We start from the raw sequence: 19,750 nt of genomic DNA on the forward strand, positions 1-19,750 counted from the left end.
AGGTCAGGCGGCTGCGTGGCGGGACTTCAGGTGCTTCTGCACCAGCTGCCAGGCGGCGAAGGCGAGCAGCACCGAGAACGCGACGTTCGAGACGAACGGCGTGATGGACTGGGCCGTCCACGTGCCGAGGGGCGAGGCGACGCAGGCGGTCACGCCGATGATCGCGGCCATCCGCAGGTCGACGTTGCGCCGGCGGGCGTTGCCGATCGTGCCGGAGATCGAGCCGGGCACCATCATCGCGAGCGAGGTGCCCTTCGCGACGAGGTCGCTGGCGCCGAAGAAGAACATCAGCACGGGCACGACGACGATGCCGCCGCCCACGCCCATGAGGCCGGACAGGATGCCGGTCAGCACGCCGACCGCCACGAGCGCCGCGCCGAGCCACACGTTCAGCTCGATCTCGGCGTCGCGCTGCGGCACCACGAGCCAGAGGCTCACGGCGACGACCGCGAGGAAGCCCAGGAAGCCCCAGAACAGCGCGGCGCGCGGCAGCCGGGCGAGGAGGTAGGTGCCGAGCTGGGCGCCGACGATCATGCCGACGGCGATGAGCGCGGCGGCGATCCAGTCGACGTGGCCGGTGAGCCCGTAGGTCACGGTTCCGACGACGGCCGTGGGCAGGATCGCCGCGGTCGAGGTGCCCGCGGCGATGCGCTGGTCGACGCCGAACAGCATCAGCATCGGCACGAGTACGATGCCGCCGCCGACGCCGAAGAGCCCGGAGAAGTAGCCCATCATGACGCCGAGCAGGATGAGGATCCAGATCGACAGGCGCGTGCGCTCCTGCATCATCGGCCGGCCTCCTCGAGCAGCTCGGCGGCGGCCTCGACGACGATCGCCGAGCCGTCGGAGCGCGGGTCGCTGGCGGCGTCGTAGCCGCCCGCGACGACGCGGATGAGGTTCGAGTGCCCGAGGTTCTCGTCGCGCGGCGGCACGAGCCTGGGCTTCAGCCCGCTCGCGTGCAGCGAGGTCAGCGTCGCCTCCGGCACATCCCGCTCGATCGTGATGGTGGCCTCGACGTCGCCGGCGTCCTGCACGCCGACGACCCAGCGCGGCGAGCTCGTCGCCTCGAGCGCGGAGGCGCCGGCGAGGGTGCGCAGCAGCAGGTGCGCGTGGATCTGCGGCTGCGCCTGTCCGCCCATCGTGGCCTGCGCCTGCAGCAGCTCGCCGTCGCGCAGCACGAGCACGGGCATGAGCGTGTGCGGCGGACGGAGGCCCGGTCCGAAGGCGGCGGGGTGGCCGGGGTCGAGCGAGAAGGAGGTGCCGCGGTTCTGGAACAGCACGCCCGTGCTCGGCTCCAGCACGCAGGCGCCGAACGCCCAGTAGACCGACTGCACGAGCGACACGGCCCAGCCGTCGGCGCTCACCGCGGTGAGCCCGACGGTGTCGCCGGTGGCGGGGAGGTCGGCGCGGAGTTCGTCGAGCGGCGGGACGTCGGCGGCGACGAGCCCGGCGGCGTCGATCGTGGCGACATCGGGGTCGGACAGCCAGGCGCCGCGCACGCGGTTGTTGTCGTGGAAGACGGCCGCGAGCGCTCCGGCCCCCGCGCCGAGGGCGTCGGCGGGGGTGCCGAGCAGGCCGGTCGCGAGCGCCCGGACGGTGCGCAGCAGAGAGAAGCCCTGCGTGTTCGGCGAGGCGGTGACGACCTCGAGCTCGCCGACGGTCTCGGAGATCGGCGCCTCGACGACGGCGCGGGCGGCTGCGGCGTCCGCCGCGGTGATGCGGCTGCCGAGGGCGGTGAGGCCGTCGATCCAGCGGCTCGCGGTCGCGCCGGTGTAGAACTCGTCGGGCCCGTGCTCGGCGATGCGGTCGAGGGTGTCGGCGAGCGCGGGCTGCACGAGCGGCTCGCCCTCGTCGAGTGGGCGGCCGCCGGGCAGGAACAGCGCGCGGCATCCGGCGTCCGCCTCGAGCGCGGCGCGTTCATCGCGGATGGCCCGGGCGACCGAGGTCGCGGTGGGCACGCCATCGCGCGCGTAGCGGCGGGCGGCCTCGAGCCGCTCGGCCCAGGGCAGACGGCCGCCGATGGCGGCGAGCGCTTCCCAGCCGCGGATGCCGCCGGGGACCGTGACGGTGTCGACCCCGCGCGAGGGCAGGCCGCTGTCATGCCGGGCGCGGAGCGCGTCGAGCGATTCGCCCGCCGCGGAGCGGCCGGTCGCGTTGACGAAGCTCATCTCACCCTGCGGGCTGCGCACGAGGGCGACGAGGTCGCCGCCGAGCGCCACGTTGTTCGGGTAGACGACGCAGAGAGCCGCGGCGGCGGCGATCGCGGCGTCGACGGCGGTGCCGCCGGCCCGCAATGCGGCCGCGCCGGCCTCGGTGGCGAGGTAGTGCGAGCTCGCGACGGCGCCGAGGGGTGAGCTGGTGGTCATGGGCAGGGCCTTCTCGTTGCGGTCGATCGCGACGCGTCGATCCGCACGGCGGATGCGTCGGTGCTCACAGCGTCGCACTTGGTCCTACCAACTGTCAAACTTTCGCCCGACGGTGGTGTCGGCCGGCGCGACGGCGGCCGGATGCCTCGGCTCAGTCCGCCTCGTCGCCCGTCCTGCCGGCCGCCAGCGCCGCCGCGGCGTGCTCGATCTGCTCCCGCACGGCGCCGATGTGCAGCGCCGCCTCGTGCTCGGCGACCTCGGGCTCGCCGGACGCGATCGCCGCGAGGATGCGGCGGTGCGCCGCGGTCGAGGTGTCTCGCCGCTCCTGCGTCTGCAGCGCGGTCGAACGGCTCGGCGCGATGAGGTTCGCGATCTGCTCGTTCAGCATCGCGAGCAGCGGGTTGTGCGTGTACTGGGCGATGGCCTGGTGGAAGGCCCGGTCGAGCTCGGCGTAGTGCTCCTTCGACTCGGGCGACGCCATCTCGTCGACGAGCTGCTCGAGCTGCACGAGGTCGCGCGGGGTCGCTCGCTGCGAGGCGAGCGCGGCGATGCGCGGCTCGATGATCGAGCGGAGCTCGAGAATGTGCGCGATCTCGCCGCCCGTCGAACCGAGCACCTCGGCGAGGGCCGCGCCCGAGGCATCCCGCGCGTCCGCCGGAGAGAGCACGACGGTGCCGCGACCGGGCTTGCGGTCGATGAGGCCGCGTCGTTCGAGTTCGTGCAGCGCCTGCCGGAGCGAGACGCGCGAGACACCGAGGCGCTCGGTGAGCTCGAGCTCGGGCGGGAGCTTCTCGCCGGGCTGCAGCGTGCCGTCGAGGATGAGCCGCTCGAGTCGGATCGACAGCCGATCCGGCACCGACAGCGTGCGGCCCTGCTCGATCTCAGTCCAGTCCATGCTGTTCCCTTCCGAGTCGATTGAAGCAGCTCGACCGCCCGCGCGGTGGATTCCGGACGGTCCGTCCTGCTCGCCGACGCCGGGCGTTGACGCCGGAGACGACCCCGGGTACTCTCCGACTAATCGTCCTACAAACTAACCAGTAGTCAAGGCCGAATCAACGAAGGAGTTGTCAGTGTCCGTCGAGCTGCAGATCACCCCGAGCGAGTACGCCGCCCGAGTCGCGGGCGTGCGCCGGCTGATGGCCGAGTCCGAGCTCGACGCGATCGTCGTGTGGGGGCGCGGCGGCGGCACCATCGAGCGCTACGGAAACGTGCTCTACCTGTGCGGCCATTACGCCGTCTTCCCCACCATCCGCGACGTCGCGGGCGTCTGGAGCGATCGCGGCTACGCCGCCGTCGTCGTCACCGCCGACGAGGTCGTGCTCTGCTCGGAGGACGTCGACGCCGAGCCCATCGGCGCCACCCGCCACCTCGCCCTCGACGGCCGCACCGGCGGCAGCCTCGGCGAGCTCGTCGGCGAGGCGCTGCGCGGCGGCAGCGGCCTCCGCATCGGCGTCGTCGGCAGCGACACGATGACCGCCAAGCAGCTCGCCGCCGTCGACCGCGCCACCGAGGGCCTGCGCCGCGGCGCGCTCGTGCTCGCCGACGACCTCGTCGAGACCGTGCGCTCCATCAAGTCCGAGACCGAGATCGCCCTGCTCCGTCGCGCCGGCGAGATCGGCAATCGCGCGCTGACCGCCGGCGCCGAGTTCCTCGTACCCGGCGCACGCGAGACCGACGCCGTCGCCGCGATGGTCGCCGAGCTCACCCGCAGCGAGGCCGTCATGGCGAACGCCTTCGTCTACACCTTCGGCGCCGAGGCGCCCGGCATCCCCGCCCCGCCCACCTACTCGAACCGGGTGCTGCAGACCGGCGACCTCTTCACCGTCGACCTCACCGGCGCCTACCGCGGGTACTTCTTCGACTTCGCGCGGAGCCGCGTCGTCGGCGCCGAGCCGACCGCGGCGCAGGAGGCGGCCTACCGCCTCGCCCGCACCTCCATCGACGCGGCCGCCGACGCGGCCAAGCCCGGCGCGACCGTCGGCGACCTCGCCCGCGCGGCCGACGAGCTGCTCGCCGAGGGCGGTTACGACTTCGAGCACGCCGAGTTCCAGGCCGGCGGCCACGGCCTCGGCCTCGGCTTCGAAGCCCCGTGGATCCGTCCCGAGAACGAGCGGCCCATCGAGGTCGGCATGACCCTCGCCCTCGAGCGCTTCGTCGTGATGGGCGGCACCGCCGCCACCTTCGAGCGCAACGTGGTCATCACCGCCGACGGCGCGGTCGACCTCGCCCCCGTCCTCGACCTCTGGTAGGCCGGCGACTCCCCCGCACGCAGCACCGCACCAGCAGCACCACTCCCGCACCCCCGAAGGAGTCCTGACATGTCCCGCACCTCTCATCGCGTCGCCGCGGCGGCGCTCGTCGTCCCGCTCGCCGTGGGCCTCGCCGCCTGCTCCGCCGAGCGCCCCAGCCCGAGCGCCGGCGGCGGCTCGGCCGGCGCCGAGCTCGACTGGATCACCACGACGCCCGCCGCCTCCGGCCCCATCGACTCGTTCACGTGGAACCTGACGAGCGGCGAGCCCGCCTCGCTCGACTGGATCTACGCCTACAGCGACTCGGAGAACACCACCCTCGCGAACATGTGCGAGAGCCTCATGCTGCAGACGCCGGACTTCGGCCTCGAGCCCGGCCTCGCCGAGAAGGTCGACCGCCCCGACGACACGACGATGGTGCTCACCATCCGCTCGGGCGTCACCTTCTGGGACGGCAGCCCGCTCACCGCCGAGGACGTCGTCTTCAGCCTGTCGCGCAACCTCGACGACGCGGCCGGCTCGTACTGGGGCGTGCCCTTCTACGACCGGGTCGCCTCCATCGAGCAGACCGGCGAGCTTCAGGTGACCATCACCTTCACCGAACCCGACGCGCTCTTCGAGCGGATGCTCGCGACCGCGGCCGGCGTCATCGGCTCGAAGGCGTACGTCGAGCAGGCCGGCGAGGCCTACGGCACCGCGTCGGGCGGCATCATGTGCACCGGGCCGTTCCAGTTCGACGGCTGGAAGCCGGGCACGAACATCACCATGTCGCGCTACGCCGACTACTGGAACGGCGACCGCGCTGCGCTCGCCGACTCCGCGACGCTCACCTTCGTCACCGACGAGTCGACGATCGCGTCGAGCCTGCTCTCGGGCGACATCGACGGCACCTATCGGGTGCCGCTCTCGGCGACCGAGCCGCTGATGAACTCCGACTCCGGCAGCTTCTACCTGGGGGCCAGCACCGACTGGGTCGCCGTGCGCCCCACCGAGAAGGACGGCCCGTTCCAGAACGCCGAGCTCCGCCGCGCGCTGAGCCTCGCCTACGACCGGCAGGCGCTCGCCGACACGGTCTACCGCGGCACCGCCGCGCCGTCGCTGACCCCGATCCAGCCGGGCGCGTGGGGCTACGCGAAGGACGTCTGGGAGCAGGGCGCCGCCGAGCTCCCGCCGGTCGCGCAGGACGTGGATGCCGCGAAGAAGCTCGTCGACGACGGCGGGCTCGCCGGCCAGAGCATCACCGTCGCGCTGCCCGCCGAGACGGAGGCCGACAACAAGGCCGCCGAGCTGCTCGCCGCGGCCGGCAAGGCCATCGGCGTCGAGGTCAAGACGCAGACCCTGCCGCTCACGAGCTTCAACGCGCTCTACTTCGACGCGGCCGCCCGCGCCGAGTACGACGCCTTCATCGTGAACGAGTACGGCGCCGGTGTCGCCGACCCGATCGTGTCCCTGAGCGAGTTCACCCCGCTGAGCGCCTACAACTACGGGCTGCTCGACGAGCCGAGCGTTACGGACAACGTGGCGGCCGCCTTCGGCGAGCTCGACGACACCGCCCGCGCCGAGTCCCTCGTGGCCGCGCAGGCCGGGCTCGTCGACTCGACGGGGCTCATCAACCTGGTGAACCCGGGCATGCGGCTGTACCTGAACGACCGCATCTCCGGCGCGACCGCCTCGCTCGCGTTCCTCTACTACCCGTGGGCGGCGGGCATCGGCGCCAAGTAGCGCCGAGCCCCGTCCGAACCCGACCGAGGAGGGTCGTCGTCTTGCCCCGCTTCATCGCCATCCGTGTGCTCGAGGGACTGGCGACCCTCCTCGTGTCCTCGTTCCTGATCTTCGGGGCGCTGTACCTCGCGCCGGGCGATCCGCTCAGCTACCTGATCGGCAACCGCACCCTGAGCGACGAGGCGATCGCCGCGCTGCGCGAGCAGTACCACCTCGACGATCCCTTCCTGGTGCGCTGGGTCGCGTGGCTCGGCGACGTGCTCTCGGGCGACCTCGGCCGCTCGATCACCTACCGCGACGACGTGCTGTCGCTGCTCGGGCCGCGGCTCGCGACCACGACGCTGCTCATCGCCTACGCGCTCGTCGTCATCGTCGTGATCGGCGTCGGGCTGGGCATCGTCGCGGCGCTGTCCCGCCGGGCGCTCAGCGACGTGATCCTCGCGGGCACCTCGATCGGCGTCGCCATCCCCTCCTTCGTGGCGGCCTCGACGCTCATCTCGGTGTTCGCGGTGGGGCTCGGCTGGTTCCCCGCGTTCGGGCCCGGCGACGGATTCTTCGACCGGCTCTACCATCTGACCCTGCCGGTCATCGCGTTGACGCTCGCCTCCGGGTCCTACGTGATCCGGGTGACCCGGGCCGCCCTCCGCGAGGAGGCGGCGCGCGACCAGGTGAAGGCGGCCGTCGCGCGCGGCCTGCCGCGCGGCACGATCATCGGCCGGCACATCCTGCGCAACGGCCTCACCCCGGTGGCGACGGTCGTCGGCCTCACCCTCACGAGCCTCATCGTGGGCTCCGTGGTCGTCGAGCGCGCCTTCGCGCTCGACGGCATCGGCGCCCTGCTCACCGAGGCCGTCGCGAAGAAGGACTTCGGCGTGGTGCAGGCGATCTGCCTGCTGCTCATCACCGCCGTCGTCATCGTCGTGCTCATCGTCGACGTCATCCAGGTCGTGATCGACCCGCGGGTGCGCGAGCGTCAGGGGATCGCCGCATGACCACCGTCGTCTTCGAGGCGCTCCGGATGCGCCGGCGCCGCACGCGCCGGAGCCGCGGCTTCGGCGTCACCGGCATCGTCGCGACCGCCGTCGTCGGGCTCGCGGTGCTCGCCGCGCTGCTCGCGCCGGTCATCGCGCCCTACGACCCGAACGAGGTCGACTTCGGCCTCACCTACCGCCCGATGGAGCCGTGGGCGCTGCTCGGCACGGACGGCTCCGGCCGGGACATCCTGAGCCGGCTGCTGTGGGGCGCCCGCACGAGCCTGCTCGGCCCGGCGGTCGTCGTGCTCGTCGCCGCGGTCGTCGGCACGCTGCTCGCGCTCGTCGCGGCGATCTCGGGCGGCTGGGTCGACCGCATCCTGAGCCGCATCTTCGACATCGGCTTCGCGTTCCCCGGGCTGCTGCTCGCGATCCTCGCGGTCTCGGTGCTCGGCCCGGGCTTCACGACCGCGGTGCTCGCCCTCGCGATCGCCTACATCCCCTTCATCGCGCGGATCGTGCGCAGCGTCGCGGTCGGCGAGATGTCGCTGCCGTACCTCAGCGCCCTCGTCACGGTCGGCCAGTCGCGCACCAGGATCGCCGGGCGCCACCTGCTGCCCGCCGTGATGCCGACGGTGCTCGCCCAGTCGACGATCTCCTTCGGCTACGCGATGGTCGACCTCGCGGCGCTGTCGTTCCTCGGGCTCGGCGTGCAGCCGCCCGACGCGGACTGGGGGCTCATGATCTCCGAGGGGCAGCGCGGCGTGCTGCAGGGGTACTGGGAGGAGGCCACGTTCGCGGGCCTCGCCATCGTGATCGTCGTGGCCGCCGTCTCGCTCATCGGCGACCGGCTCGCCGATCGGGTCAGCCTGAACCGGGAGGGACGATGACCGAGCTGCTGAAGGTCGAGGACCTCGTCGTCGAGCTCTTCGACGGCGCCGAATGGGTGCGCGCCCTCGACGGCGTGAGCTTCACCGTCGCGCCGGGGGAGATCGTCGGCTTCATCGGCGAGTCCGGCTCGGGCAAGTCGACGGCCGTCAACGCGGTCGCCCGCCTGCTGCCGGCCTCGGCGCGGGTGAGCGGCAGCATCCGCTTCGACGGGCGCGACGTGCTCGCGTTCCGCCAGCGCGAGCTCGCCCGCTTCCGCGCCGACGAGCTCGGCATGGTCTTCCAGGACCCGCGCGCCTCCGTGAACCCCGTCACCACGGTCGGCGAGTACGTCACCGAGGGGCTGCGCAAGACGAAGCGGATGCCACGGGCCGCGGCGTACGCGCGCGCCGAGCAGCTGCTCGGCGAGGTCGGCATCGCCGAGCCCGCGCAGCGCCTGGCGGAGTACCCGCACCAGCTGTCCGGCGGCATGCTGCAGCGCGCGGTGATCGCCGCGGCCCTCTCGACCGATCCGCGGCTCATGCTCGCCGACGAGGCGACGACCGCGCTCGACGTGACCCGGCAGGCCGAGATCGCCGCGATCCTGCGCGCGGCGACCCGCGAGCGCGGGCTCGGCACCATCTTCATCACGCACGACCTGGAGCTCGCCGGGGCGCTCTGCGACCGCATCTGCGTCATGTACCGCGGGCGCATCGTCGAGCAGCTGCCGGCCGAGGAGCTGCACGGCGGTGCGAGGCATCCGTACACCCTGGCCCTGCTGCGCTCCCGGCCGAGCATCGAAGAGCGGATGCCCCGGCTGCCCACGATCACGGCGGCCGACCGCGAGGCGTTCCTCACCGCGCCGGCGGTGGCCGCAGGCGATGCCGGCGAGGCATCCGCGTCGGAGGCATCCGCATCAGGGGCATCCGCGTCAGAAGGAGGTTCGCGATGAGCGCCGAGCAGCCGGGGGCGGTTCCCGCCGTCGTCGTCGACGACGTCACCCGCGTGTTCAGCAAACGCGGACGGCGCACCGTCGCCGTCGACGGCGTCTCCTTCACCATGCGGGCCGGGCGCGACCTCGGCATCGTCGGCGAGTCCGGCTCGGGCAAGTCGACCCTCGCGCGCATCATCATGGGCCTCGACCAGCCGACGAGCGGCCGGGTGCTCGTGCACGGCGAGGACCTCACCGCGAAATCGCGCTCGCGGGCCGAACGGCTGCGCCGGGCGAAGCTCGTGCAGATGGTCTACCAGGACCCGTACGGCTCGCTCGACCCGCGGCAGACCGTGCGCTCCTGCCTGGTCGAGGTGCTGCGCCTGCACCCGCCGCGCGGCGGCAACGTCGCGGCCCGCGCGAGCGAGCTCGGCGACCTCGTCGGGCTCACGCCGGCGCAGCTCGACCGCAGCCCGGTCGGCCTCTCGGGCGGGCAGCGGCAGCGCGTCGCGATCGCGCGGGCGCTCGCCGTCGAGCCGCGGCTGATCATCCTCGACGAAGCGGTCGCCGCGCTCGACATCTCGATCCAGGCGCAGATCCTGAACCTGCTCGCGGAACTCCGCGACGAGCTCGGCACCGCCTACCTGCTGATCTCCCACGACCTCGCCGTCGTGCGCCAGCTCACCGACGACGTCGTGGTGCTGCACCACGGTCGGCTCGTCGAACAGGGCGAGACCGGCGCGGTGCTCGACGACCCCGCCGAGGACTACACGCGGCGCCTGCGCGACAGCATCCCGAGCCGGCACTGGCGGGAGCCCGGCATGCTCGAGGAGCTCACCCGGGTGGGGTGAGGGTCGGGGCGCCGAGCTGCGCGGAGAGTTCGGCGGCGCCGCGCGCGGCCAGCCGGCCGGCGGCGTCGAGGTGGGCGCCGAGGCGCGGCTTCGGGGCGCTGATGTTCACCGCGGCGATGATCTGCCCGCGGAAGTCGTAGACGGGGGCGGAGACGCCGACGACGCCCGCCTCGAACTCCTCGTCGACCGTGGCGTAGCCGCGCTCGCGGATGCGCCGGATCTCGGCGAGGAGGCTGTCGAAGTCGGTGACGAGCAGCTTGCCGGGCGGCGGTGGCGGGGGCGGGACCACGCTCGGGCCCGAGGGGCGCGAGGAGGCCGGGCTCACGATCGCCTCGTCGTGCCCGTGCAGCTCGTACCAGGCGGCGAGCTCCTCGTCGGACCATCCGCTCACGAGTACCCGCCCGGCCGAGGTGCGCCAGGCCGCGGTGCTCACGCCCTCCCAGCCGAGGCCGCGGAACGCGTGCTCGCTGAGCTCGCTCGCGAGCGTCAGCACGCTGCCGCCGCGCAGCACGCAGAGGTGCGTCGTCTCGTGCGTCGCCGCGACGATGCGGCGGAGGTAGCCGGTGGCCTCCCGCACGAGCCGGGCCTCCGCGGTGCGGGCCGCCAGGGCGTAGAGCTGGTAGCCGAGGCTGTAGCCGAGGGTCACCGGGTCGCGGGCGACGAGTCCGGCATCGGCGAGCGTCGCGAGCGTGCGGGAGACCTGGCCTTTGTCGCGGCCGGCGAGCTCGGCGAGCCGCACGACCCCGAGGCCGCCCTGCTGCAGCGCCTCGTCGCTGCCGAGCGCCTCGAGCAGTTCGAGATCCCGCCGGAGCCCGGCCGAGTTGCGCCGCTGCCCGCTCGCGGACGTCGTCGGTGGAGTCATGGGGCCAGCGTAGAGGTGTGTTGACACTTGCGCAACAGTAGTTGCGCATATCGTGACCCCGACGTATCGTCGCTGCATCGACCACCGAGCCCTCGGCGGTTCTCGACGACGAGAAGGGAGCACGCGACGTGAACGCACTCGACCTCGACGGTCTGCTCACGTTCTGGGGCCGCCGGTGGGACGACATCCTCGAGCTGGTGCTCCAGCACCTCGCCGTCGTCGCGCTCTCGCTCCTCATCGCGACCGTCGTCGGCGTGCTCATCGGCATCCTGGTCTGGAACCGGCCGGTGCCGCGTTCGCTGACGATCGCCGCGGCCGGCGTCGCCCTCACCATCCCCTCGCTCGCGCTCCTCGCCCTGATCACCCCCGTGTTCGGGCTCGGCTGGACGCCCACCGTGCTCTCGCTCGTCTTCTACTCGCTGCTGCCGATCGTCCGGAACACCGTCGTCGGACTCCGCGAGGTCTCGCCGGCGATCATGGAATCGGCGAAGGGCATGGGGATGTCGCCGGCGAAGATCCTCTTCGCCGTGCAGCTGCCCATGGCCTGGCCGATCATCCTCACCGGGGTGCGCGTTGCGGCCCAGCTCACGATCGGCATCGCCGCGATCGCCGCCTACGTGGCGGGCCCCGGCCTCGGTCAGTTCATCTTCCAAGGACTGTCGTCCCTCGGCTCCAAGAACGCGCTGAACTTCGCGCTCACCGGAACGCTCGGCGTCGTCCTCCTCGCGCTCGTCGTCGACGGCGCCTTCGTCCTCATCAGCCGCTCCACGACGTCAAGGGGTCTCCGTGTCTGAATCCACCGCCACCGGCATCACCGCGATCGCGCAGCACACGAGCGGCGTCGAGATCGTCCTCGACCAGGTCGTCAAGGTCTACCCCGGCCAGCAGGCCCCCGCCGTCGAGGACTTCTCGATGACCGTCGCCCCCGGCGAACTCGTCATGTTCGTCGGCCCCAGCGGCTGCGGCAAGACCACCACCATGAAGATGATCAACCGCATCATCGAGCCGAGCTCGGGGTCCATCTCCATCGGCGGCCGCGACGTGCTCTCGCTCGACCCGAACGAGCTGCGCCGGCACATCGGCTACGTCATCCAGCAGATCGGCCTCTTCCCGCACATGACGATCGCCGAGAACATCGCGACCGTCCCGAAGCTCCTCGGCTGGTCGAAGCCGCGCATCGCGGAGCGGGTCGACGAGCTGCTCGAGACCGTGCAGCTCGACCCCGGCACCTTCGCGAACCGCTATCCGAAGCAGCTGTCCGGCGGACAGCAGCAGCGCGTCGGCGTCGCCCGCGCGCTCGCCGCGGACCCGCCCGTCATGCTGATGGACGAGCCGTTCGGCGCGACCGACCCGATCACCCGCGAGAAGCTGCAGGCCGAGTTCCTGCGCCTGCAGGAGTTGATCGGCAAGACGATCATCTTCGTCACCCACGACTTCGACGAGGCCATCCGGCTCGGCGACCGCATCGCCGTGCTCTCCGACCGCAGCCGCATCGAGCAGTTCGACACCCCGGCGAACATCCTCGCCGAGCCGGCCAACGACTACGTGGCCTCGTTCATCGGGCACGGCGCCGCGCTCAAGCGCCTCGCCCTCGTGCCCGTCGTGGAGGCGACCCTCGGCGCCGCGGTCGGGACGAGCGGCGCCCCGACCATCGAACTCGCCGGAAACCTCCGCGACGCGCTCGACGTGCTCGTGCTCACCGGGCTCCCGGCCGTCGACGTCGTCGACGAGCACGGGCGGGCGGTCGGCTCGCTGAGCGTCGACCGCATCTCCGCGGTCCTCGGCGCCGAACTGCCCGGCCGGTCGGCCGGCTCACGAGCGGGCGCACGATGACCGTCACCACCGAGACCCAGGCGATCGGCGCGACGCGCGCAGCCGAGGCGCCCGCGCGGCCGAGGTTCTTCACGTGGCGCCGCTTCACGACGCCGATCGTCGTGGTCGTGGTGCTCGCGCTCCTGCTGCTCTGGGTGTCGACGCTGCAGCTGGACTCGATCGAGCAGCGCACGCTGAACTGGGGCTACATCACGCTCCGAGTCGGCGAGCACCTGAGCCTCACCGTCGTCGCCTCCGCGCTCGTCGCCGTGCTCGCGATCCCCACCGGGATCCTGCTCGCGAAGACGCGCTCGGCGACCGTGCGGAACGTCATCCTCGCGATCGCGAACATCGGCCAGGCCACGCCCGCCGTCGGCGTCGTGATCCTGCTCGCCATCCTCTGGCAGACGGGGTACACGACGGCGCTCGTCGCCCTCGTCGTGTACGCCTTCCTGCCGGTGCTGCGCAACACGATGATCGGCATCCAGCAGGTCGACGCGAACGTGCGGGAGTCGGCCCGCGGCATGGGGATGACCCCGAATCAGGTGCTCACGCGCATCGAGGTGCCCCTCGCCGTCCCCGTGATCCTCGCGGGGCTCCGCACCGCGCTCGTCTTCTGCGTCGGCGTCGCGACGATCGCGACCTTCATCAACGCCGGCGGCCTCGGCGACATGATCGTCAACGGCCTGAAGCTGCAGCGCTACCCCGTGCTCGTCGTCGGCGCCGTGCTCGTCGCCTGCATCGCCCTGCTCATCGACTGGATCGCCGGCTTCGCCGAAGACCTGCTGAAGCCGAAGGGCATCTGAGCGGCCTCCGCTCCCGCCATTCCACCCCGCCCCACCCCCGAATCCCGCACACAAGGAGTCCATCAATGAAGACGCGCACCCTCCTGTCGGCACTGGCGCTCGCCGCGGCCGGCGCCCTCGCCCTCTCCGCCTGCTCCTCCGGCGGCGCCGCCACCGGCAGCCAGGGCACCGAACTCGAAGGCCTGAAGGGCGACATCGGCGCCAAGGACTTCTCGGAGCAGTTCATCCTCGCCCACCTCACGAGCCAGCTGCTGAACGCCCACGGCGCCGAGACCGTCGCGAACACGAAGCTCGTCGGCTCCGCCAACGTGCGCCAGGCGCTCGAGAACGACGAGTTCCTCGGCTACTGGGAGTACACCGGCACCTCCTGGATCACCTACAACGGCAACACCGAACCCGTGAAGGGCGAGGAGGCGCAGTTCGAGGCCACCAAGGAGGCCGACGCCGCCAACGGCATCGCCTGGCTCGACCCGGCGCCCCTGAACAACACCTACGCCTTCGCCATCCGCGCCGACAAGGCGAAGGAGCTCGGCGTGAAGACGCTGAGCGACGTCGCCGCCCTGCCGGTGGAGGAGCAGACCTTCTGCGTCGAGAGCGAGTTCTCCACGCGCGACGACGGCTGGCCGGGCCTCAAGGCCGCCTACGGCATCGACGTCCCCGACTCGAACGTCGCGCTCCTCGACACCGGCGTCATCTACACGGCGACGCAGAAGGGCGACGACTGCAACTTCGGCGAGGTCTTCCAGACCGACGGCCGCATCCCCGCGCTCGACCTCGTGGTGATGGAGGACGACCTGCAGTTCTTCCCCGCCTACCAGGGCGCCTTCACCCTCAAGCAGTCCACCCTCGACGAGTACCCCGAGATCGCCGACGTGCTCGGCCTCCTCACGCCGCTGCTCACGACCGAGCAGATGCAGAAGCTCAACGCCCTCGTCGACGTCGACGGCGAGGACCCCGAGGACGTCGCCACCGACTGGCTGACCGAGCAGGGCCTCATCTGATGAGCGAGGGCCTCCTGATCGGCGAGAGCTTCGTCGGCGACGGCGTGAACGCCGCGCACGTGAACACCGTCTTCGGGCACCGCGAGGGCCCGGCCGGGGTGGCGTGGGCGACCGCGCTCGCCACCCCGAGCGCGGGGCACGTGCCCTTCGTGACGGTGCTCCGGCCCTCGCTGCCGGTGAAGCCGCTCACCCTCTTCGTGACGAAGTCGGCGCCGGCGAGCGACGAGCACGGCCTGCTGATCTGGGGGCCCGCGCAGGCGGGCATTGCCGCCGGGGTCGCCGACGCGCTCGCGGACGGCGTGATCACTCGGGAGGAGGCGGACAGCCACGTGCTGATCGCCGCCGTCTGGGTGAACCCCGGCGCCGACGACGCCGACGCGGTGTTCGAGCACAACCGCCGCTCCGTCCGCACCGCCCTGGAGAACGGGGCCAGGCACCTCCCCGGGACCGACGGGGTCATCGCGGCCCGTCACACGCCGTCGAACCCCTTCTACACGCCGAAAGACCGAGCATGAAGATCACCGCCATCACCCTCACCCGGCTCCTGCAGCCGCTCGATCCGCCGTTCGCGGCGGCCTGGGACCCGAACCCCCGCACGGAGTTCGCGGCCACGCTCGTCACGGTGCACACCGACGAGGGCGTGACCGGCTACGGCTCCGGCGACACCATGGACGGCTTCGAGGCCTTCGAGCACCTGTTCATCGGCACCGACCCGCTGCAGATCCTGAACCAGGTGCGCCGCATCGAGACGATCAACTTCCACGGCGGCCGGTACTGGCCGCTCGAGGCGGCGCTCTGGGACATCATCGGCCAGGTCGCCGGGCTCCCCGTGAGCGTCCTCTTCGGCGGCGCGCGCGACCGGCTGCCCGCCTACGCGTCCAGCGGCGAGCTGAAGGCCCCGGAGGCGCGGGCCGAGTCCGCGCTCGCCGCGAAGGAGCTCGGCTTCCGCGCCATGAAGATCCGCATCGCCAGGCATCGGCTAGCCGAGGGCGTCGCCGCCGTGCGCGCCGCGCGGGAGGCGGTCGGGGAGGACTTCGAGCTCATGGTCGACCTGAACCAGATGTGGCGCATGTCGGGCGACATCGAGGCGGCGCTGCCGCTCGCGAAGGTGCAGCGCGTCGCCGCGGAGCTCACCGAGCTCGGGGTGCTCTGGCTCGAGGAGCCGCTGCCCCAGGTCGACGTCGTCGGCGCGCAGCGCGTGCGCGCCGAGACCGGCATCCAGATCGCCGGCGGCGAGATGGTGCGGAGCCTGCCGGAGATCATGGCGCTCATCGAGGCCGACGCCTTCGACGTCTATCAGCCGGATGTCGCGCTCGCCGTGGGCATGTACCGCGCCCGCCAGGTCGCCGAGTCGGCGAACCTCAGGCACCGTCTGTTCACCCCGCACACCTGGTCCAATGGGCTCGGTCTGCTGGCGAACCTGCACGTGGCCGCCGGCGTCGACGCCGGCCCCTATCTGGAGTTCCCCTTCGACCCGCCCGGCTGGACGGCCGAACGGCGCGACTTCTTCATGACGCCGCTGATGATCGACGCGGCCGGCGACCTCGTCGTGCCGGATGCCCCCGGGCTCGGCGTCGAAATCGACCACGACGCCGTCGCCCGGTACACGGTCTGACGACGAGCACGAGGAGCTGCACCATGACCGACTGGATCGCCGCCGCGGCGGCGCTCACCCCCGAGACCCGGCTGTTCATCGACGGCGCGTTCCGGGACGCCGCGGACGGCGCCGTCTTCGACACCTTCGCCCCGCGCGACGGCCGTCGGATCGCGAGCGTCGCTGCGGCTGGCGAGGCCGACGTCGACGCCGCGGCGCGCGCCGCCCACCGCGCCTTCGAGGCCGGTGTCTGGTCGCGGGCCGACCGCCGCGAACGGCAGCGCGTGCTGCTGCGGCTCGCCGAGCTCATGCTCGAGCACCGCGAGGAGCTCGCGCTGCTCGAAGCGCTCGACTCGGGCCACCCGATCGGCGACTCCCTCAACGTCGACGTGCCGAACGCCGCCCGCGTCGTGCGCTGGTACGCGGAGGCCATCGACAAGCTCACGGACGAGATCGCCCCGGCCCCCGAGTCCGCGCTCGCGCTCGTCACCAGAGAGCCGCTCGGAGTGATCGGCGCCGTCGTGCCGTGGAACTACCCGCTCATCATCACCGCGTGGAAGATCGCCCCGGCCCTCGCCGCCGGCAACTCGGTCGTGCTGAAGCCGGCGGAGCTCACCAGCCTGTCGGCGCTGAAGCTCGCCGCGCTCGCCGCGGAGGCGGGCGTGCCCGACGGCGTCTTCAACGTCGTCCCCGGGCTCGGCCCCGTCGCCGGGCAGGCGCTCGGCCGGCATCCGCTCGTCGACAAGATCGCGTTCACCGGCTCGCCGGCCGTCGGCCGCGGCTTCCTCCGCTACGCGGGCGAGTCGAACGGCAAGCAGGTGAGCCTCGAGCTCGGCGGCAAGTCCCCGCAGCTCGTGCTCGCCGACGTCGGCGACCTGGAGGCGTGCGCCTCGGCCGTCGCCTGGGGCATCTTCTACAACGCCGGGCAGACCTGCCACGGCGGCAGTCGCCTCATCGTCGAGGAGCGCGTGCACGACGAGCTCCTCGAGGAGGTGCTGAAGGTCGGCCGCTCGCTCGTGCAGGGCGACCCGCTCGACGAGCGCACGCAGCTCGGCACCATCGCGAGCGAGACGCAGCTCGAGCGCGTGCTCGGCTACGTCGACGTGGCGCGCGCGGAGGGGGCGACCGTGCACGGCGGCGGGCGCGTCCGCCCGACCGGGCTCGAGGGCGGCTACTACGTCGAGCCGACCGTCTTCGACGGCGTCGACAACGCCGGGCGCATCGGTCAGGAGGAGATCTTCGGGCCGGCGCTGGCCGTCACGACGGTGCGGGATGCCGAGGAGGGCGTGCGCCTCGCGAACGAGTCCGACTACGGGCTCGCCGCGAGCGTCTGGACCTCCGACGTGACGCGGGCGCACCGGATCGCCCGACGCCTCCGCGCCGGCACCGTCTGGGTGAACGCCTTCGACGTCGCCGACGTGATCACGCCGTTCGGCGGCTTCAAGCAGTCGGGCGCGGGCCGCGATCGCTCGCTGCACGCCTTCGACGCCTACACCGGACTCAAGACCACCTGGATCAACCTGGGCGACGGCGCGCTCTGACGCCCGCCCGATCTGCGAGAGAAACGCGAGAGAGCACAGCATGACGCACGCAGTCCTGCCGACGGTCGGCTTCATCGGCCTGGGCAACATGGGGTCCGGGATGACCCGAAACCTGCAGCGGGCGGGATTCCCGCTCGTGGTGAACGATCTGCGGCGCGAGGCGGCCGCCGAGCTCGTCGCCGGCGGAGCGCGCTGGGCGTCGACCCCGGCCGAGGCCGCGGCCGCGAGCGACGTCGTGATCACGATGCTGCCGACGCCCCGGCACGTGGACGCCGTGGTGAACGGGCCCGACGGCATCCTCGCGGGTATCGCCGACGGCGGCACCTGGGTGGACATGTCGACCTCCGTGCCCGAGGTGGCCGACGCGGTGCGCCGGGCGCACGGCGCACGCGGCCTGCGCATCCTCGACGCGCCCGTCAGCGGCATGTCGGTCGGCGCGGCGAACGGCATGCTGCAGATCTTCGTCGGCGGCGAGGCCGAGGACGTCGCGCGGCTCCGCCCCGTGTTCGAGGCCATGGGCGACCCCGAGCGGATCCTCCACGTCGGCGGCGCCGGCGCCGGCTACGCCGTGAAGCTCATGATCAACCAGCTCTGGTTCTCCCACCTCGTGGCCACGGCGGAGGTGCTCGCGATCGGCGTGAAGGCCGGCGTCGACCTCGACGTGCTCCGGGGCTCGCTCATCGCGAGCCCCGCCAACTCCAACTTCGTCGAGCACGACGTGCTCTCGATCCTCGACCGCGGCGACTACGACGAGGGCTTCGCGATCGCCCTCGCGTGCAAGGACCTCGGCCTCTCGATCGACCTCGCCCGCTCGGTCGGGGTGCCGGCCGAGCTCTCCGCCGTCGTGGAGCAGATCTACCGCCGGGCGAAGGCCCAGTACGGCGACCTCGCCGGGGAGATGACGCCCGTGCAGCTCTACGAAGACCTCATCGGCCGCCCGCTGCGCCGCGAGGCGGTGGCGGCATGACCGGCACCCGCCTGGCCCCGCTCCCGCGGCCGCTCGCCGAGATGGAGCTCGTGCTCGACCCCAAGCCCATCGCGTACTTCGGTCGCGGCCGGGTCGCCGAGGCCGGGGCGATCGTCGCCGCGCACGGCGCCCGCACGGTGCTCATCGTCACCGACCCCTTCCTCGCCGGCTCGCCGATCGTCGCCGCGGTGCGCGCTTCCCTCGACGCCGCCGGGCTCGCCGTGCACGTCTACGGCGAGGTGACGCCGAACCCGACGACCACGAACCTCGACGCGGGCAGCGATCTCGCCGCCCGCGTCGGCGCCGACGCGATCGTCTCGGTGGGCGGCGGCTCCTCGCTCGACGCCGCGAAGGGCATCGCCCTCGGCGCCGTGAACCCCGAGCGCGGGATCGAGCTCGACTACCGCGCCGCCTTCGCCCGCCCGGCGCTGCCGATCGTCGCGATCCCCACGACCGCGGGCACCGGCGCCGAGGTGAACGCCTTCGGCGTCATCACCGACGTCGTCGGGCACCGCAAGTTCTACGTCGGGCACGACACCGCGCTCGCCAAGGCGGCCATCCTCGATCCGGAGCTCACGGTTGGCCTGCCGCCGAGCGCGACGGCCGCCACGGGCTTCGACGCGCTGACGCACGCGCTCGAGTCCTATCTCTCCGTGCGGGCGAACCCCTATTCCGACGGCATCGCGCTGCAGGTGCTCGCGACCGTCTCGACCCACCTCCCGCGCGCGGTCGTCGACGGCGGCGACCTCGAAGCCCGCTCCGAGCTGCTCCTCGCGAGCCACGTGGCCGGCGTCGGCTTCTCGCACACGGGCCTCGGGCTCGTGCACGGCATCGCGCATCCGCTCGGCGGCCGCTTCGACATCCCGCACGGCCTCGCCCTCGCGATCGTCATCGGCGGCGTGCTGCGCCTGAGCCGGGACGTGCGCGTCGAGCGCCTCGCGCGCGCCGCCTTCGCGCTCGGCGTCGGCGACACCGCGGCGACGGACGAGGAGAACGCGGATGCCGCGATCGACGCCGTCACGGGTCTCGCCCGGTCGATCGGCCTCGTCGGCCCGCTCTCGCGCTTCGGGGTGACCGAGGACGCCCTGCCCTCGCTCGCCGCCGACACCCTCGCCGACGCCGTCACGGTGAACGCGCCGCTGCAGCCCAGCGAGGAACAGATCATCGAGATCCTGCGGGAGGCGCTGTGAGCGGCACGCAGCTCAGCGAC

General features: G+C 72.5%; 19 protein-coding genes. 15 read left to right on the plus strand and 4 right to left on the minus strand.

Annotation, left to right across the window (positions count from 1 at the left end; translation table 11 throughout):
- Positions 1-3: 3 nt before the first annotated feature.
- The 3 genes from QSJ60_RS02415 to QSJ60_RS02425 form a co-directional block, all read right to left on the minus strand.
- Positions 4-789, minus strand: coding sequence for a sulfite exporter TauE/SafE family protein (locus QSJ60_RS02415; protein ID WP_352230680.1), 786 nt, complete (start codon positions 787-789; stop codon positions 4-6).
- Complete coding sequence (locus QSJ60_RS02420; protein WP_285462369.1) at positions 786-2,366, minus strand: gamma-glutamyltransferase; 1,581 nt, start codon at positions 2,364-2,366, stop codon at positions 786-788. Before QSJ60_RS02420 ends, QSJ60_RS02415 begins: the two co-directional genes overlap by 4 nt.
- Positions 2,367-2,517: 151 nt before the next feature.
- The gene (locus QSJ60_RS02425) at positions 2,518-3,261 is read right to left on the minus strand and encodes a FadR/GntR family transcriptional regulator (protein WP_285462370.1); all 744 of its coding nucleotides are present in this window, start codon (positions 3,259-3,261) and stop codon (positions 2,518-2,520) included.
- 175 nt (positions 3,262-3,436) lie between these two features.
- On the opposite strand from QSJ60_RS02425, the gene QSJ60_RS02430 reads away from it, so the two are divergent.
- The 6 genes from QSJ60_RS02430 to QSJ60_RS02455 all read left to right on the plus strand — a co-directional run bounded on the left by QSJ60_RS02430 (position 3,437) and on the right by QSJ60_RS02455 (position 9,957).
- Positions 3,437-4,615 (plus strand): M24 family metallopeptidase, encoded by a 1,179-nt coding sequence (locus QSJ60_RS02430; RefSeq protein WP_285462371.1) that lies wholly within the window; start codon positions 3,437-3,439, stop codon positions 4,613-4,615.
- Positions 4,616-4,684: 69 nt separating this feature from the next.
- Positions 4,685-6,337: an ABC transporter substrate-binding protein gene (locus QSJ60_RS02435; protein ID WP_285462372.1), complete on the plus strand. Its 1,653-nt coding sequence runs from the start codon at positions 4,685-4,687 to the stop codon at positions 6,335-6,337.
- Between the two features lie 41 nt (positions 6,338-6,378).
- Positions 6,379-7,329: an ABC transporter permease gene (locus QSJ60_RS02440; protein WP_189084093.1), complete on the plus strand. Its 951-nt coding sequence runs from the start codon at positions 6,379-6,381 to the stop codon at positions 7,327-7,329.
- Positions 7,326-8,198 carry an ABC transporter permease gene (locus tag QSJ60_RS02445; RefSeq protein ID WP_285462373.1) on the plus strand — a complete coding sequence of 291 codons (873 nt, stop codon included), beginning with the start codon at positions 7,326-7,328 and terminating at the stop codon, positions 8,196-8,198. The genes QSJ60_RS02440 and QSJ60_RS02445 overlap by 4 nt, the downstream gene beginning before the upstream one ends.
- The gene (locus QSJ60_RS02450) at positions 8,195-9,127 is read left to right on the plus strand and encodes an ABC transporter ATP-binding protein (RefSeq protein WP_230765345.1); all 933 of its coding nucleotides are present in this window, start codon (positions 8,195-8,197) and stop codon (positions 9,125-9,127) included. Before QSJ60_RS02445 ends, QSJ60_RS02450 begins: the two co-directional genes overlap by 4 nt.
- Positions 9,124-9,957: an ABC transporter ATP-binding protein gene (locus tag QSJ60_RS02455; RefSeq protein WP_285462374.1), complete on the plus strand. Its 834-nt coding sequence runs from the start codon at positions 9,124-9,126 to the stop codon at positions 9,955-9,957. Before QSJ60_RS02450 ends, QSJ60_RS02455 begins: the two co-directional genes overlap by 4 nt.
- On the opposite strand, the gene QSJ60_RS02460 is transcribed toward QSJ60_RS02455, so the two are convergent.
- On the minus strand, positions 9,941-10,819 hold the full coding sequence (locus QSJ60_RS02460; protein WP_285462375.1) for an IclR family transcriptional regulator: 879 nt from the start codon (positions 10,817-10,819) through the stop codon (positions 9,941-9,943). The genes QSJ60_RS02455 and QSJ60_RS02460 overlap by 17 nt on opposite strands.
- 128 nt (positions 10,820-10,947) lie before the next feature.
- On the opposite strand from QSJ60_RS02460, the gene QSJ60_RS02465 reads away from it, so the two are divergent.
- The 9 genes from QSJ60_RS02465 (at position 10,948) to QSJ60_RS02505 (ending at position 19,730) form a co-directional block, all read left to right on the plus strand.
- Positions 10,948-11,613: an ABC transporter permease gene (locus tag QSJ60_RS02465; protein WP_189084097.1), complete on the plus strand. Its 666-nt coding sequence runs from the start codon at positions 10,948-10,950 to the stop codon at positions 11,611-11,613.
- Positions 11,606-12,652, plus strand: a complete 1,047-nt coding sequence (locus QSJ60_RS02470) for an ABC transporter ATP-binding protein (protein WP_285462376.1) — start codon at positions 11,606-11,608, stop codon at positions 12,650-12,652. The genes QSJ60_RS02465 and QSJ60_RS02470 overlap by 8 nt, the downstream gene beginning before the upstream one ends.
- The gene (locus QSJ60_RS02475; protein ID WP_189084098.1) at positions 12,649-13,437 is read left to right on the plus strand and encodes an ABC transporter permease; all 789 of its coding nucleotides are present in this window, start codon (positions 12,649-12,651) and stop codon (positions 13,435-13,437) included. The genes QSJ60_RS02470 and QSJ60_RS02475 overlap by 4 nt, the downstream gene beginning before the upstream one ends.
- Positions 13,438-13,502: 65 nt before the next feature.
- Positions 13,503-14,438, plus strand: a complete 936-nt coding sequence (locus QSJ60_RS02480; RefSeq protein WP_189084099.1) for a glycine betaine ABC transporter substrate-binding protein — start codon at positions 13,503-13,505, stop codon at positions 14,436-14,438.
- Positions 14,438-14,953 carry a formaldehyde-activating enzyme gene (gene fae / locus QSJ60_RS02485; RefSeq protein ID WP_285462377.1) on the plus strand — a complete coding sequence of 172 codons (516 nt, stop codon included), beginning with the start codon at positions 14,438-14,440 and terminating at the stop codon, positions 14,951-14,953. Before QSJ60_RS02480 ends, fae begins: the two co-directional genes overlap by 1 nt.
- The gene (locus QSJ60_RS02490; RefSeq protein WP_285462378.1) at positions 14,950-16,053 is read left to right on the plus strand and encodes a mandelate racemase/muconate lactonizing enzyme family protein; all 1,104 of its coding nucleotides are present in this window, start codon (positions 14,950-14,952) and stop codon (positions 16,051-16,053) included. The genes fae and QSJ60_RS02490 overlap by 4 nt, the downstream gene beginning before the upstream one ends.
- 23 nt (positions 16,054-16,076) lie before the next feature.
- Positions 16,077-17,573 (plus strand): aldehyde dehydrogenase, encoded by a 1,497-nt coding sequence (locus QSJ60_RS02495; RefSeq protein ID WP_230765358.1) that lies wholly within the window; start codon positions 16,077-16,079, stop codon positions 17,571-17,573.
- A gap of 40 nt (positions 17,574-17,613) precedes the next feature.
- Positions 17,614-18,540 carry an NAD(P)-dependent oxidoreductase gene (locus tag QSJ60_RS02500; protein ID WP_285462379.1) on the plus strand — a complete coding sequence of 309 codons (927 nt, stop codon included), beginning with the start codon at positions 17,614-17,616 and terminating at the stop codon, positions 18,538-18,540.
- Positions 18,537-19,730, plus strand: a complete 1,194-nt coding sequence (locus tag QSJ60_RS02505; protein WP_230765363.1) for an iron-containing alcohol dehydrogenase family protein — start codon at positions 18,537-18,539, stop codon at positions 19,728-19,730. The genes QSJ60_RS02500 and QSJ60_RS02505 overlap by 4 nt, the downstream gene beginning before the upstream one ends.
- Positions 19,731-19,750 lie beyond the last annotated feature (20 nt).

Origin of the sequence: Agromyces sp. NBRC 114283, from assembly GCF_030268405.1 — a bacterium.
Classification (GTDB): domain Bacteria; phylum Actinomycetota; class Actinomycetes; order Actinomycetales; family Microbacteriaceae; genus Agromyces; species Agromyces mediolanus.

What these genes read in the sequence shown, in the direction of transcription:
- QSJ60_RS02415 (WP_352230680.1), bottom strand. Translation starts at nt 789, where the DNA reads ATGATGCAGGAGCGCACGCGCCTGTCGATCTGGATCCTCATCCTGCTC.
- QSJ60_RS02420 (WP_285462369.1), bottom strand. Translation starts at nt 2,366, where the DNA reads ATGACCACCAGCTCACCCCTCGGCGCCGTCGCGAGCTCGCACTACCTC.
- QSJ60_RS02425 (WP_285462370.1), bottom strand. Translation starts at nt 3,261, where the DNA reads ATGGACTGGACTGAGATCGAGCAGGGCCGCACGCTGTCGGTGCCGGAT.
- QSJ60_RS02435 (WP_285462372.1), top strand. Translation starts at nt 4,685, where the DNA reads ATGTCCCGCACCTCTCATCGCGTCGCCGCGGCGGCGCTCGTCGTCCCG.
- QSJ60_RS02445 (WP_285462373.1), top strand. Translation starts at nt 7,326, where the DNA reads ATGACCACCGTCGTCTTCGAGGCGCTCCGGATGCGCCGGCGCCGCACG.
- QSJ60_RS02450 (WP_230765345.1), top strand. Translation starts at nt 8,195, where the DNA reads ATGACCGAGCTGCTGAAGGTCGAGGACCTCGTCGTCGAGCTCTTCGAC.
- QSJ60_RS02455 (WP_285462374.1), top strand. Translation starts at nt 9,124, where the DNA reads ATGAGCGCCGAGCAGCCGGGGGCGGTTCCCGCCGTCGTCGTCGACGAC.
- QSJ60_RS02460 (WP_285462375.1), bottom strand. Translation starts at nt 10,819, where the DNA reads ATGACTCCACCGACGACGTCCGCGAGCGGGCAGCGGCGCAACTCGGCC.
- QSJ60_RS02475 (WP_189084098.1), top strand. Translation starts at nt 12,649, where the DNA reads ATGACCGTCACCACCGAGACCCAGGCGATCGGCGCGACGCGCGCAGCC.
- QSJ60_RS02480 (WP_189084099.1), top strand. Translation starts at nt 13,503, where the DNA reads ATGAAGACGCGCACCCTCCTGTCGGCACTGGCGCTCGCCGCGGCCGGC.
- fae (WP_285462377.1), top strand. Translation starts at nt 14,438, where the DNA reads ATGAGCGAGGGCCTCCTGATCGGCGAGAGCTTCGTCGGCGACGGCGTG.
- QSJ60_RS02490 (WP_285462378.1), top strand. Translation starts at nt 14,950, where the DNA reads ATGAAGATCACCGCCATCACCCTCACCCGGCTCCTGCAGCCGCTCGAT.
- QSJ60_RS02495 (WP_230765358.1), top strand. Translation starts at nt 16,077, where the DNA reads ATGACCGACTGGATCGCCGCCGCGGCGGCGCTCACCCCCGAGACCCGG.
- QSJ60_RS02500 (WP_285462379.1), top strand. Translation starts at nt 17,614, where the DNA reads ATGACGCACGCAGTCCTGCCGACGGTCGGCTTCATCGGCCTGGGCAAC.
- QSJ60_RS02505 (WP_230765363.1), top strand. Translation starts at nt 18,537, where the DNA reads ATGACCGGCACCCGCCTGGCCCCGCTCCCGCGGCCGCTCGCCGAGATG.